The following is a 13,022-nucleotide window of genomic DNA, read 5'->3' as shown; positions in this document are numbered from 1 at the left end:
GGGAGGAGGCGTCGGCTTCGCCGTCACAGGGGCGGCAGGTGCCTCGGAGGCCGTGCCCCGGTCCTGGTCCGCGCCGTCCGCGGGCTCCGGCTCGCCGGGCTCCGGCTCCTGCGCGCGCTTCGCCTCCTCGGACGTGGCGGGGTCCGCAGCGGGCTCGTCGGGCTGCGGGGCGGCGACTGGCTGGGCCTCGTCTGGCAAGTGCGCTCCTCGTGCGGATCCGGGCTACCCGGAAAGCCCATGGTAACGATCCCCGGGCCGGTCCTCGCCCGGGGACCACGGAACCTGTCACAACACAGGACGGGCACCCGGATGTCCCGGGTGCCCGTCCTGTGTGACCGGCTGCTGCCGTTACGGCCGCGCAGCGCCGCTCAGAGTGTGATCAGTGCCTCCAGCGGGGCGCCGCGCAGGGCCCCGTCGAGACGTGCACGGCCTGCGAGGAAGCCGAGCTCCATGAGGACCGACACACCCGCGACCTGGGCACCTGCCCGCCGGATCAGCTCCAGCGAGGCCTCGGCGGTGCCGCCGGTGGCCAGGACGTCGTCGATGACCATGATCCGGTCGTCGGCCGACAGGTCCTCGGCGTGGATCTCGATCTCCGCCGTGCCGTACTCCAGCTCGTACGCCTGCCCGAGCGTGGCACCGGGCAGCTTCCCGGCCTTGCGGACGGGTACGAAGCCGAGCCCGGACTTGACGGCGACGGGCGCCGCCAGGATGAAACCGCGCGCCTCGAGGCCGACGACCTTGGTGGCCCCGTGCCGTACGCACAGCTCCACGAGGGAGTCGGTGAGCGCCGTGAAGGCGACCGGGTCCGCGAGCAGCGGGGTGATGTCCTTGAACATCACTCCGGGCTTCGGATAGTCCGGTACGTCGCGGATACGGCTGAGCAGGAGCTCCCGGGTCGATTCGGTGGTGCTGGTCATCGACGCTTCCCCGGAGTCCGTCCGTGGCCCCTGGGCTGCTGGCGCTGTCCGACGACGGCGCCGGCGGCTGCGGCGTCCTCGGGGAAGCCGTCCTCCTGCGTGCGGTCGTCCCGCTCGTCCTCGACGGACTCGCCCTTGGCGGCTGCGGCAGCCCGCTTGGCGAGGATCCGCTTCTTCAGCGCCTTCATCTGCGGCTCGCGTTCCTTGAGGTCGGCGACCAGCGGTGTGGCGATGAAGATCGAGGAGTACGCACCGGCCGCGAGGCCGACGAAGAGCGACAGCGAGATGTCGTTCAGCATGCCGGCGCCGAGGACACCGCCACCGATGAAGAGCAGGCCGGCGACCGGCAGCAGCGCGACGACGGTGGTGTTGATGGAGCGGACCAGCGTGCTGTTGATGGAGCGGTTGGCGACCTCGCTGTACGTCCAGCGGGTCTGCTTGGTGATCCCCTTCTGGCCCTCCTTGAGGCTGTCGAAGACGACGACAGTGTCGTAGAGGGAGTAACCGAGGATCGTCAGCAGACCGATCACGGTGCCCGGGGTGACCTCGAAGCCGACCAGGGCGTAGATACCGACCGTGATGGTGATGTCGTGGATCAGCGCGACGAGGGCCGCGAGGGCCATGCGCCATTCGAAGGCGATGGCCAGGTAGATCACCACGAGGACCATGAAGATGCCGAGGCCGGTCCACGCCTTGTTGGCGATCTGCTCACCCCAGCTGGGGCCGACCAGGTCCGCGTTGATCTTCGCCTCGGGAATGCCGAGGTCCTCCGACAGCTGCGTCTTGACCTCGTTGGCCTTGGCGGTGTCGACCTCGGTGATCTGGATACGCATGTTGCCGTCGCCCAGCTCCTGGACGATCGCCTCGTGGCCCGAGGCCTCGACCGCGCTCTCGTGGGCCTGGGAGACCGAGGCCTTGGGCTTCTCGTCGGTCGTGAAGACCGCGCCGCCCTTGAACTCGATGCCCATGTTCAGACCGCTGACCGCGAGGCCCAGGATGGCCGTGATCGTGATCAGGATCGAGACGCCGTACCAGATCTTGCGCTTGCCGATGAAGTCGTAACCGACCTCGCCACGGTAGAGCCGGGCGCCGAGATTGCCGAGTCGCGACATCTCACGCCTCCTTCGGGTGGTCGGTGGGGGCGTTGACACGGCGCGAGCGGCGCAGCGGCGGCTTGGCGCCGAGCCGCTTCGGGTCCAGCCCGGACCACGGATGACCGCTGGCGAAGAACTTCGTCCGGCCCATCAGCGTCATGAGGGGCTTGGTGAAGAGGAACACCACGACGACGTCGAGCAGGGTCGTCAGGCCGAGCGTGAACGCGAAGCCCTGGACCTTGCCGACGGTGACCAGGAAGAGCACCGCGGCGGCGAGGAACGACACGAAGTCGGAGACCAGGATCGTGCGCCGGGCACGCGGCCAGGCCCGCTCGATCGCCGGACGCAGCGTGCGGCCTTCGCGGATCTCGTCACGGACACGTTCGAAGTACACGATGAACGAGTCCGCGGTGATACCGATCGCCACGATGGCTCCACAGACCGCGGGCAGGTTCAGCGCGAAGCCGATGGCCGGGCCGAGCAGAGCCATGATCGTGTAGGTCAGGATGCCGGACACCGCGAGGCTGAGGAGCGCGATGAGCGCCAGGCCGCGGTAGTAGGCCACCAGGTAGATGACGACCAGGGCCAGACCGATGGCACCGGCGATCAGACCGGCCTTCAGCTGCTCGCCACCGAGTGCGGCGGTGACGGTGGTGACGCTCTGCTCCTCGAAGGACAGCGGGAGCGCACCGTAGGAGAGCACGTTGGCCAGGTCCTCGGCGGACTGCTGGGTGAAGCTGCCGGAGATCTCGGCGCTGCCGCTGAGGGTCTCGTTCACCTGCGGCGCGGAGACGACCTCGCCGTCGAGGGAGATCGCGAACTGGTTCTGCGGCGACTGCTGCGTCGACAGCTTCTTCGTGATCGTCTGGAACTTCTTGGAGCCCTTGTCGGTGAACTCCATCGAGACGAGCCAGATGCCGCGCTGCTGGTCGAACTGGGCCTTGGCGTCGTCGACGTCCGTACCGGAGACCTCGGCCGGGCCGAGGAGGTACTTCGCGTCACCTTCGGAGCTGCACGCGACCGTGGGGTCCTCGGGCTTGACCCCGTCACCGGCCGTGGCACGGGCGGACTTGTCGGAGCAGTCCAGCTCGGTGAACTTCTTCTCCAGCGCGGCGGTCGCCGCGTCGGGCGTCGGCGTCGCGGCCGGGGTCCCGGACTTCTTCGCGGTGTCCGAGGCACCGGGGGTCGGCGTCGCGTCCTTCTTCAGGGCGCCGGTGACCGCGCGTCCCTGGGTGGTGGCGCTCGCCGAGGGCGTGCTCTTCGGATCGGAGGCAGTGTCCGGGTCGCTCGCCTTCGCACTGGGCGTGGCGCTCGCCTTGCCGGTACCGCTCGCGGAAGGGCTGGCGGAGCCGGTGGGCGTCGGTTCGCCGCCGGTGACGGTGAGCACGGGCCGGAAGTAGAGCTGAGCAGTCGTACCGACCTGCTTCTGAGCCTGCTTCGAGTTCGTCCCCTTGGGGATGTTGACGATGATGTTGCGATCGCCCTGGGTCTGAACCTCGGCCTCGGAAACACCAAGACCATTGACACGGCGCTCGATGATGCTGACCGCCGTGGCCATGTTGGTCTTGTTGATCGCGTTCGGCTTGCCGGGCTGGTTCTTGGCCTCGAGCGTGATCGAGGTGCCACCCGCCAGGTCGATACCCAGCCGAGGCGTGGTGTGACCCGACAAGAACATCCCGCCGGTGAGCGCGACCATGGCGATCAGAATGAGAGCCAGGGCACGCCCCGGCCTGCTCTGACCGCCGGCCGGCCCTCGGCCCTTCTTCGGTGCTGCCACCTTCTCGTTTCTCCCTGTCCAACCGCCCCGCGCCGGGTACGCGCCCGAGCGGCCACGAAGTGTTGTGGGGACCCGCCCCCGCAGAAGACCGCACGGTCCGGGGGACGCCGGTCACCTGTAGGTGTCCGGCGCCCCTGGATCGTGGAACTACTTCGCGTCGCCCTCGCCGTCGGCCTTGGCGTCCTTGACCTCGGAGTCCTTGGACCCGTCGGCGTCGCCCTCGGCCTTCTTGCCCAGGTCGATCTTCGCGACGTCCGCGTCATCGGCCGCGTCGGCGGTCTCGGTGGCGGTCAGCGAGGAGGCGTCGTCGGGCACGACAGCGCCGTCGACCTTCAGGTCCTCGTCGTCACCGTGGACGATGCGGTTGTACTCCGCGTCGTCGAGGACGGCGCCGATCGAGTTCTTGGCGTAGATGGCGTGGACGCCGGGAGCGACCTCGAGGAGAACCGTGTCGTCCTGGATCTCCTTGACGGTGGCGTACATGCCCCCGATCGTCCGGACGCCCGTGCCGGGCTGCATGTCGTTGCGCATCTGCGCAGCCGCCTGCTGCTTCTTCTTGGCGGACCGGGTCATCAGGAACATGGCCCCGATGAGCACGATGAAGGGGAGGAGGGTCACGAGACTCACGGGACGGAACTTCCTTCGCACGACCGCGCTGAAATGCGGCCTGATCTACGGGGGTGGGTACACCGACCTGTACGGGCGGCATCGGCGGAGTCTAAGCGAGTCCGCATCATTGGAACAACGCCCAGCATGGCACCGTGGTTCCCCTGGTGGCCAACCTGTGACGCATCACGCCCCGAACAGGCCCTGTTGTCCCTTTACGCCTTGCTGCGGCGGTACGAGGCCGAGGTGCGCCCAGGCCGCGGGGGTGGCGACCCGGCCCCGCGGGGTCCTCGCGAGCAGTCCTTCCCGTACGAGGAAGGGCTCGGCGACCTCCTCGACGGTCTCACGCTCCTCCCCCACCGCGACGGCGAGGGTGGACAGGCCGACGGGGCCGCCGCCGAAGAGTTTCAGCAGGGCGCCGAGCACCGCGCGGTCCAGCCTGTCCAGGCCCCGGTCGTCGACCTCGTACACCCGCAGGGCCGCTGCGGCGATGTCCCGGTCGATCCGGCCCTCGGCCTTGACCTGCGCGTAGTCCCGGACACGGCGCAGCAGCCGGTTGGCGATACGGGGCGTGCCCCGGGAGCGCCCGGCGATCTCGGCCGCCCCCTCGGTGTCTATGGCCACGTCGAGGAGGCCCGCGGAGCGGTGGATGACCCGCTCCAGCTCCGTGGGGGCGTAGAACTCCATGTGGCCGGTGAAGCCGAATCGGTCGCGCAGCGGGGGCGGCAGCAGCCCGGCCCTGGTGGTGGCCCCGACCAGGGTGAACGGGGGAAGTTCCAGCGGGATGGCCGTGGCACCGGGGCCCTTGCCGACGATGACGTCGACGCGGAAGTCCTCCATGGCCATGTAGAGCATTTCCTCGGCGGGCCGCGACATGCGGTGGATCTCGTCGAGGAAGAGGACCTCGCCCTCCTGGAGGGAGGAGAGGATCGCCGCCAGATCGCCCGCGTGCTGGATGGCGGGGCCCGAGGTGATGCGGATCGGGGCGTTCATCTCGGCGGCGATGATCAGGGAGAGGGTGGTCTTGCCGAGGCCGGGTGCGCCGGAGAGCAGGACATGATCGGCCGTGGCACCACGGGCGCGGGCGGCCTTGAGCACCAGGTCGAGCTGTTCGCGCACCTTCTCCTGGCCGACGAACTCGTCGAGGTCCTTCGGGCGCAGCGCGGCCTCGACCGCGGTGTCCTCCCCGTCCGCACCGGCGGCGACCAGCCGGTCGTCCAGCAGGTCGTCCGTCGCGCCGGTGTCGGCTCCGGTCTCGTCCCAGTTCATCTCGTCAGTCCCGCCTCGGGTGTTTCGGTGCCGGGCCGTGCGGTGCTCCGGCCGGCGTACGGGGCGTCCGCCCCCGGGTCAGCGTGCGCGGTTGAGTGTCTGCAGGGCCGCGCGCAGCAGCTGCGGTACGGGCGGCTGTGCGCCGCCGGCGATCGCCGCCTCGGCCTGCGGCGCCACGGCGGTCACGGCCTCGTCGGCCTCGCGCGTCGCGTAGCCGAGGCCGATCAGGGCGGCCTGCAGCTGGTCGCGCCAGGAGGAGCTGACCGCGGTGCCGATGCCCTGCTGCCCGATGTGCGCCCCGACCGGCTCGCCGAGCCGGTCCTTGAGGTCCAGGAGGAGCTTCTGGGCGCCCTTCTTGCCGATCCCGGAAACCGCGGTGAGCGCCTTCTCGTCACCCGTGGCGACGGCGATGCGCAGGGCGTCCGGGCTGTGGGTGGCGAGCATGGCCTGGGCGAGGCGCGGGCCGACGCCGTTGGCGGTCTGGAGTAGCTCGAAGACCTGCCGCTCGTCGTCGTCGGCGAAGCCGTACAGCGTGAGCGAGTCCTCCCGTACGACGAGGGAGGTGGCGAGCCTCGCCTCCTGGCCGATCCGCAGGCCCGCGAGTGTGCCGGGGGCACAGTGGACCGCCATGCCGATGCCGCCGACCTCGATCACGGCCGTGGTCGGGGCGAGGGCGGCCACCGGGCCGGAGACGAAGGCGATCATGCGGTACGGCCTTTCAGCGTGCGGTGGGCGGCGACGGCCTGCTGCAGTCGGTTCTGCGCGGGTGCGCGCCAGATGTGGCAGATGGCGAGGGCGAGGGCGTCGGCGGCGTCGGCGGGTTTCGGCGGTGCGTCCAGCCTCAGCAGCCGGGTCACCATGGCTCCGACCTGCGCCTTGTCGGCGCGGCCCGAGCCGGTGACGGCCGCCTTGACCTCGCTGGGGGTGTGCAGGGCGACCGGGATGCCCCGGCGGGAGGCGCAGAGCATGGCGACCGCGCTGGCCTGGGCGGTGCCCATCACCGTACGGACGTTGTGCTGGCTGAACACCCGCTCCACAGCGACGAATTCGGGCCGGTGCTCGTCGAGCCACTGCTCGATGCCCTGCTCGATGGCGACCAGGCGGTGTCCGAGCTCGGCATCGGCCGGGGTGCGTACGACGCCGACGCCGACCATGGTCAGCGGCCGGCCGGCCACACCCTCGACGACTCCGACACCGCACCGGGTCAGCCCCGGGTCCACGCCCAGAACACGCATGGAGCGCCCCCTCCCCTCACCGATCGGTCAACTGTTCCCGCAGGCTATCGGCTCGCACCGACAATGCGACGGGCCGACGGGGTGTGTCCCCGTCGGCCCGTCGGCTCCGCTCGTGCGGAGGGTGCCCGGATGTCAGGCGTCGACCTTCTCCATGACCTCGTCGGAGACGTCGAAGTTGGCGAAGACGTTCTGCACGTCGTCGCTGTCCTCGAGCGCGTCGATGAGCTTGAAGATCTTGCGCGCGCCCTCTTCGTCGAGGTCGACCTGCATGGTGGGCAGGAAGTTGGCCTCGGCGGAGTCGTAGTCGATTCCGGCCTCCTGGAGCGCGGTGCGGACCGCGACCATGTCGGTGGCCTCGCTGACGACCTCGAAGGTCTCACCGAGGTCGTTGACCTCCTCGGCGCCCGCGTCGAGCACGGCCCCCAGGACGTCGTCCTCGGCCAGCTCGCCCTTCGGGACGATGACGACGCCCTTGCGGTTGAACAGGTACGAGACCGAACCGGGGTCGGCCATCGAGCCGCCGTTGCGGGTCATCGCGACACGTACGTCGGACGCGGCACGGTTGCGGTTGTCGGTGAGGCACTCGATGAGCACCGCGACACCGTTGGGACCGTAGCCCTCGTACATGATCGTCTCGTAGTCGGCGCCGCCCGCTTCGAGACCGCCGCCGCGCTTGACCGCGGAGTCGATGTTCTTGTTCGGGACGGAGCTCTTCTTCGCCTTCTGGATGGCGTCGACGAGCGTCGGGTTGCCTTCGGGGTCCACGCCGCCGGAACGCGCCGCAACCTCGATGTTCTTGATCAGCTTCGCGAAGAGCTTGCCGCGCTTGGCGTCAATCACGGCCTTCTTGTGCTTCGTCGTAGCCCATTTAGAGTGGCCGGACATCTGCCTTCTCCTTCGCGTCACCAAAATCTGAACGAACCCGAGAGATCCTACCGGGATCGAGTCAGCACACTGCGCGCACCATGTCGACGAAGAGTGCGTGGACCCGGTGGTCCCCGGTCAGTTCGGGGTGGAATGACGTAGCCAGGGCGTTTCCCTGCCGTACGGCGACAATATGCCCGCCGTGCTCGGCGATGACTTCTGTCTCCGCCCCGACCGATTCGACCCAGGGGGCGCGGATGAACACTCCCTCGACCGGACCGCCCGCGATCCCGTCCACCTCGACGGCGGCTTCGAACGACTCGTTCTGCCGCCCGAAAGCGTTACGGCGCACGATCATGTCGATACCGCCGACCGTCTCCTGGCCCGAGCGGGGGTCAAGGATCTTGTCGGCGAGAAGGATCATGCCGGCGCAGGTGCCGTAGACCGGCATACCGGCGGCGACCCGCTCGCGCAGCGGTTCCAGCATGCCGAACAGGACGGCCAGCTTGGACATCGTGGTGGACTCGCCACCGGGTATGACGAGCCCGTCGACCTCGGCGAGCTCCTCGGGACGCCGGACCGGCCTGGCCACGGCATCCGCCGAGGCCAGGGCGATCAGATGTTCCCGTACGTCGCCCTGGAGAGCCAGGACTCCGATGACAGGGTTGTCGGTCATCAGTGGGTTACCAGCCGCGGTTGGCGTAGCGCTCGGCCTCGGGCAGCGTGTCGCAGTTGATGCCGACCATGGCCTCGCCCAGGTTGCGGGAGGCATCCGCGATGATCTTCGGGTCGTCGTAGAAGGTGGTGGCCTTCACGATGGCGGCGGCGCGCTTGGCGGGGTCGCCGGACTTGAAGATGCCGGAGCCGACGAAGACGCCCTCGGCACCGAGCTGACGCATCAGGGCCGCGTCCGCGGGGGTGGCGACACCACCGGCGGAGAACAGGACGACGGGCAGCTTGCCGAGCTCGGCGACCTCCTTGACCAGCTCGTACGGGGCACGGAGGTCCTTGGCGGCGGCGTACAGCTCGTTGTTGTCGAAGCCGCGCAGGCGGGCGATCTCGTTCTTGATCTGGCGCAGGTGCCGGACGGCCTCGACGACGTTGCCGGTGCCGGCCTCGCCCTTCGAGCGGATCATCGCGGCACCCTCGGCGATGCGGCGCAGGGCCTCGCCCAGGTTGGTGGCACCGCAGACGAAGGGGGTGGTGAAGGCGAACTTGTCGCTGTGGTTGACCTCGTCGGCCGGGGTGAGGACCTCGGACTCGTCGATGTAGTCGACGCCGAGGGACTGCAGGACCTGGGCCTCGACGAAGTGGCCGATGCGGGACTTGGCCATGACGGGGATGGAGACGGCCTCGATGATCTCTTCGATCATGTTGGGGTCGGACATCCGGGCCACGCCGCCGTCCTTGCGGATGTCGGCCGGAACCCGCTCCAGGGCCATGACGGCCACGGCGCCCGCGTCCTCGGCGATCTTCGCCTGCTCGGCGTCGACGACGTCCATGATCACGCCGCCCTTGAGCTGCTCGGCCATGCCGCGCTTGACGCGGGCGGTGCCGGTGGCCGGGGACTCGGAGGACTGCGGGGTGCTGGGAAGCGTGGACACGGATCGACCTCACTGGGGGTGAAAAAGAAACGGGAGACTGCAGGAACGAGCAAACGCTCCGGGACCAGTCCACAGCAAGGGCCAATGGACACCCCGTGGATCGTTTTGGGTGCCGCCTCAGCTGCCGGGCCGGTCCGCCAGCGCGACCGGTGGCTCGTCGTCCATCTCGAAGGCGAGCGGGAACGGGGCATGTCCGGCGAGCCGGAACAGCCGTACGGTCCGGTGCCTGCGCAGCGCGCGGGCGGCGCGCACCGAGTCGTTGTGGAAGCGCCGGGCCATCGGGACCCGGCGCACGGCGGCGGCCAGTTCCTTCGCCGCGTCCTGTCCGCCGGGGAACTCCTTGAGGGCCTCGACCTGCGCGGTCTCGCCGAACACGGCCCGCAGAGCGGTGCTCAGCTCGCTCTCGGAGACCTCGCGCTGCTCCTCCTCGGCCTGCCGTGCGGCGTGCGCCGCCTCGTACAGCACGATCGACGCCGCGGGATCCAGCACCCCGGCGGTGGCCAGTTCCTGGGTGACCGAGGCACGCCGCAGCAGCTGGGCGTCCAGGGCAGCCCGGGACGCGTCGATGCGGGCGTGGAGCCGGTCGAGCCGGCCGGCGGTCCAGCTGAGGTACAGGCCGATCGCGAGGAGCGCGACGGCAATCCAGATGAAGGTTTCGATCACGGGCGGCAAGGCTACCGTCGCCGGGTGCGCCCCCGGGCCGCCGGTGCGCCGTAACGGCCCGCGAGCGCCGGGCTCAGTCCCTGGCCAGCCCGAACCGTGCGCGCAGGCCTGTGCGTTCGTCGGTGTCCACCGATGCGGCCCCGTCCGTGACCGTCTCGTACACCGCGAGGATGTCCGCGCCCACCGTCTCCCAGTCGAAGCGGCGCACATGGGCGCTGCCCCGCTCCCGCAGACCGGCCCGTCGCTCCGGGTCGCCGAGCAGGCGGATCGCGGCCGCGGCGAGCGCGTCGGCGTCCTCGTTGGCGAAGAGGTCGCCCGCGGAGCCCTGGTCCAGCACCTGCGCGAACGCGTCCAGGTCGCTGGCGAGCACGGGCGCTCCCGCCGACAGGGCCTCGACCAGGATGATGCCGAAGCTCTCGCCGCCGGTGTTCGGCGCCACGTACACATCGACACTGCACAGCAGCCGCGCCTTGTCCTCGTCGCTCACCATGCCGAGGAATTCGACGCGCTCGCGCATCTCCTTCGGCAGTGAGGCGACCGCCTCCTCCTCGTCACCGCGGCCCGCGACCAGCAGCCTGGTCTCCGGGCGGGCGGCGAGGATCGCGGGGAGCGCCTTCATCAGGACGGGCAGGCCCTTGCGCGGTTCGTCGATGCGCCCTATGAAGCCGAGCGTGCCGCCCTGCCACTCGGCCTTGGGCTCGGCCCCGGCGAAGAAGCCGACGTCGACGCCGTTGGGGATGACCACCGCGTCCCCGCCGAGGTGCTCGACCAGGGTGCGTCGCGCGTACTCGCTCACCGCGATCCGCGCACTAATCTTCTCCAGTGCGGGCTGGAGGATCGGGTACGCGGCGATCATGGCCCGGGAGCGGGGATTGGACGTGTGGAACGTGGCGACGATCGGACCCTGTGCCGCCCAGCAGGTGAGCAGCCCGAGCGAGGGCGAGGTGGGCTCGTGGATGTGGATGACGTCGAAGGTACCGTCGTGCAGCCAGCGGCGCACCCGCGCGGCGGACAGGAACCCGAAGTTCAGCCGGGCCACCGAGCCGTTGTACGGGACGGGCACGGCACGGCCCGCGGACACCACGTACGGCGGCAGCGGCGTCTCGTCGTCGGCGGGCGCCAGCACCGAGACGTGATGGCCGAGGCGGATCAGGTGCTCGGCCAGGTCCCGGATGTGGAACTGCACCCCGCCGGGGACGTCCCAGGAGTACGGGCAGACGATGCCGATCTTCACGGAGCTTCCCCCTGGGGGTCCAGATCGGAGATCCAGAGCCTCTGCAGCATGTGCCAGTCCTCCGGATGCTCGGCGATCCCGGTGGCGAAGGCATCGGCCAGCGCCTGTGTCATGGAGGACGTGTTCTCGGCGCGGGTACCTGTCCCGGGTACGCCGACGGGCGGATGGATCTTCGCCTGCATGACGGACGTGCCGTCGTACCAGAGCGTGACGGGCAGCAGCAGCGCTCCCGTCTGCTGGGCCAGCAGCGCGGGTCCTGCGGGCATCCGCGCGGTGTCGCCGAAGAAGTTCACCTCGACACCGGACGCCGACAGGTCGCGGTCCGCGACGAGGCAGATCAGGCCGCCGGACCGCAGGCGCCTGGCCAGGGTCCCGAAGGCGGCGCCCCCGTTGTGCGGCAGGACCTCCATGCCCAGGCCCTGGCGGTAGGCCACGAACCGGTCGTACAGGGTCTCCGGCTTCAGCCGTTCGGCGACCGTCGTGAACGGCACCTTCAGGTCGGTGGTGACCCAGGCGCCCGCCAGGTCCCAGTTCCCCAGGTGCGGGAGCGCGAGGATGACCCCGTTCCCGGCCTCCATGCCCTCGGTGAGCCGGTGGACGTCCCGGACGTTGATGCTGTTCCTGATCCGCTGCGGACTCCAGGTCGGCAGCCGGAAGGACTCCATCCAGTAGCGCATGTAGGAGCGCATGCCGGCCTTCGACAGCTCGGCGAGGCGGGCGGGACCCGCGTCGGGCACCACCCTGGCCAGGTTCGACTCCAGCCGCAGCACCGACTTGCCCCGCCGCTTCCAGGCCTGGTCGGCGATGGTGCGGAAGAGCGCACGGGCCGCCGGCTCGGGAAGCTTCTTGACCGCGCCCCAGCCGAGCCCGTAGAGCCCGTCGGTGAACCGTCCCTTGAGATCGGATCCGGTGCCGCTCACTGCGCGGCCTCGCTCCCCTGTTCCGCGGTCCCGCCCGCGACGGCGGCTGCCGCGTCGGCCTCGGCCGACTCCCGGCGCACGGTCACCACCCGCTGGATCAGGGTCACCAGGCTGCCCGCGGCAACGATCCACAGCGCGATCGGCAGCAGGACCTGGATCCCGGGCACGCCGAATCCGTGCAGACCGGCCAGACCTGCGGCGACCAGCGAGATCACCAGCCGCTCGGCACGCTCCACCAGCCCGTTGACCGCGACCGGCAGGCCGATCGACTCACCGCGGGCCTTGGTGTACGAGACCACCTGGCCACTGGCCAGGCAGAAGATCGCGACCGCGCACAGCACGTTGTCGTCGCCGCTGCCCGCGTACCAGAGGGCGAACCCGGCGAAGATCGCCCCGTCCGCGACCCGGTCGAGCGTCGAGTCGAGGAACGCGCCCCACCGACTGGAGATCCCGGCCTGCCGCGCCATGTTGCCGTCGACGAGATCCGAGAAGACGAAGACCGTGATCACGATCGTGCCCCAGAAGAACTCCCCCATCGGGAAGAAGACCAGCGCACCTGCCATCACTCCGGCCGTACCGACAAGAGTGACCGCGTCGGGGCTGACCCCGAGGCGGAGCAGCAGAGCGGCGAACGGTGTGAGGACACGCGTAAAAAATGCACGCGCGTACTTGTTCAGCATGGCCTTCCCGAGGTTCGGTGGGCCGCGCGGCCACTTCGGCCACCGGCTGGCCCATCGTAGTCACGAGCTGTGCCGTGCCACGGCGGGGCACCCCGTCCCGGTGGGTCACCCGGATGTCACCGGCGTCGGGGTGCGACGTATGGACGCGGCCCGGCC

General features: G+C 70.0%; 14 protein-coding genes. All 14 read right to left on the bottom strand.

Translation table 11 applies throughout. The features are described 5' to 3' along the window. Positions 1–368: 368 nt before the first annotated feature. The 14 genes from OG257_RS31645 to pgsA all read right to left on the bottom strand — a co-directional run bounded on the left by OG257_RS31645 (position 369) and on the right by pgsA (position 12,866). Positions 369–920, bottom strand: a complete 552-nt coding sequence (locus tag OG257_RS31645) for an adenine phosphoribosyltransferase (RefSeq protein WP_329212915.1) — start codon at positions 918–920, stop codon at positions 369–371. Continuing rightward, positions 917–2,032 carry a protein translocase subunit SecF gene (gene secF / locus OG257_RS31640; RefSeq protein WP_329212914.1) on the bottom strand — a complete coding sequence of 372 codons (1,116 nt, stop codon included), beginning with the start codon at positions 2,030–2,032 and terminating at the stop codon, positions 917–919. Before secF ends, OG257_RS31645 begins: the two co-directional genes overlap by 4 nt. A 1-nt stretch (position 2,033) precedes the next feature. Further along, positions 2,034–3,791, bottom strand: a complete 1,758-nt coding sequence (gene secD, locus OG257_RS31635; protein WP_329212913.1) for a protein translocase subunit SecD — start codon at positions 3,789–3,791, stop codon at positions 2,034–2,036. A 147-nt stretch (positions 3,792–3,938) separates the two neighbouring features. Beyond that, positions 3,939–4,418: a preprotein translocase subunit YajC gene (gene yajC / locus OG257_RS31630; protein ID WP_329212912.1), complete on the bottom strand. Its 480-nt coding sequence runs from the start codon at positions 4,416–4,418 to the stop codon at positions 3,939–3,941. Between the two features lie 165 nt (positions 4,419–4,583). Further along, the gene (gene ruvB / locus OG257_RS31625) at positions 4,584–5,666 is read right to left on the bottom strand and encodes a Holliday junction branch migration DNA helicase RuvB (RefSeq protein ID WP_329212911.1); all 1,083 of its coding nucleotides are present in this window, start codon (positions 5,664–5,666) and stop codon (positions 4,584–4,586) included. 78 nt (positions 5,667–5,744) lie between these two features. After that, complete coding sequence (ruvA, locus tag OG257_RS31620; protein WP_329212910.1) at positions 5,745–6,371, bottom strand: Holliday junction branch migration protein RuvA; 627 nt, start codon at positions 6,369–6,371, stop codon at positions 5,745–5,747. Further along, positions 6,368–6,901 (bottom strand): crossover junction endodeoxyribonuclease RuvC, encoded by a 534-nt coding sequence (ruvC, locus tag OG257_RS31615; RefSeq protein WP_329212909.1) that lies wholly within the window; start codon positions 6,899–6,901, stop codon positions 6,368–6,370. The genes ruvA and ruvC overlap by 4 nt, the downstream gene beginning before the upstream one ends. A 132-nt stretch (positions 6,902–7,033) precedes the next feature. After that, positions 7,034–7,786 carry a YebC/PmpR family DNA-binding transcriptional regulator gene (locus tag OG257_RS31610; RefSeq protein WP_329212908.1) on the bottom strand — a complete coding sequence of 251 codons (753 nt, stop codon included), beginning with the start codon at positions 7,784–7,786 and terminating at the stop codon, positions 7,034–7,036. Positions 7,787–7,847: 61 nt separating this feature from the next. Further along, positions 7,848–8,441, bottom strand: coding sequence for a pyridoxal 5'-phosphate synthase glutaminase subunit PdxT (pdxT, locus tag OG257_RS31605; protein ID WP_329212907.1), 594 nt, complete (start codon positions 8,439–8,441; stop codon positions 7,848–7,850). A gap of 7 nt (positions 8,442–8,448) precedes the next feature. Continuing rightward, entirely contained in the window at positions 8,449–9,369 is a 921-nt protein-coding gene (pdxS, locus tag OG257_RS31600) for a pyridoxal 5'-phosphate synthase lyase subunit PdxS (protein WP_329212906.1), read from the bottom strand. Positions 9,370–9,486: 117 nt separating this feature from the next. After that, positions 9,487–10,032, bottom strand: a complete 546-nt coding sequence (locus tag OG257_RS31595) for a hypothetical protein (RefSeq protein WP_329212905.1) — start codon at positions 10,030–10,032, stop codon at positions 9,487–9,489. A 73-nt stretch (positions 10,033–10,105) separates the two neighbouring features. Further along, the gene (locus OG257_RS31590; protein WP_329212904.1) at positions 10,106–11,266 is read right to left on the bottom strand and encodes a glycosyltransferase family 4 protein; all 1,161 of its coding nucleotides are present in this window, start codon (positions 11,264–11,266) and stop codon (positions 10,106–10,108) included. Next, a complete protein-coding gene (locus tag OG257_RS31585) occupies positions 11,263–12,186 on the bottom strand; it encodes a phosphatidylinositol mannoside acyltransferase (RefSeq protein WP_329212903.1) in 924 nt (307 codons plus the stop codon). Before OG257_RS31585 ends, OG257_RS31590 begins: the two co-directional genes overlap by 4 nt. Beyond that, entirely contained in the window at positions 12,183–12,866 is a 684-nt protein-coding gene (gene pgsA / locus OG257_RS31580) for a phosphatidylinositol phosphate synthase (RefSeq protein WP_329212902.1), read from the bottom strand. The genes OG257_RS31585 and pgsA overlap by 4 nt, the downstream gene beginning before the upstream one ends. Between the last annotated feature and the right edge of the window lie 156 nt (positions 12,867–13,022).

The organism is Streptomyces sp. NBC_00683 (assembly GCF_036226745.1).
Lineage (GTDB): Bacteria > Actinomycetota > Actinomycetes > Streptomycetales > Streptomycetaceae > Streptomyces.
This window is presented reverse-complemented; position numbering and strand designations above follow the sequence as displayed.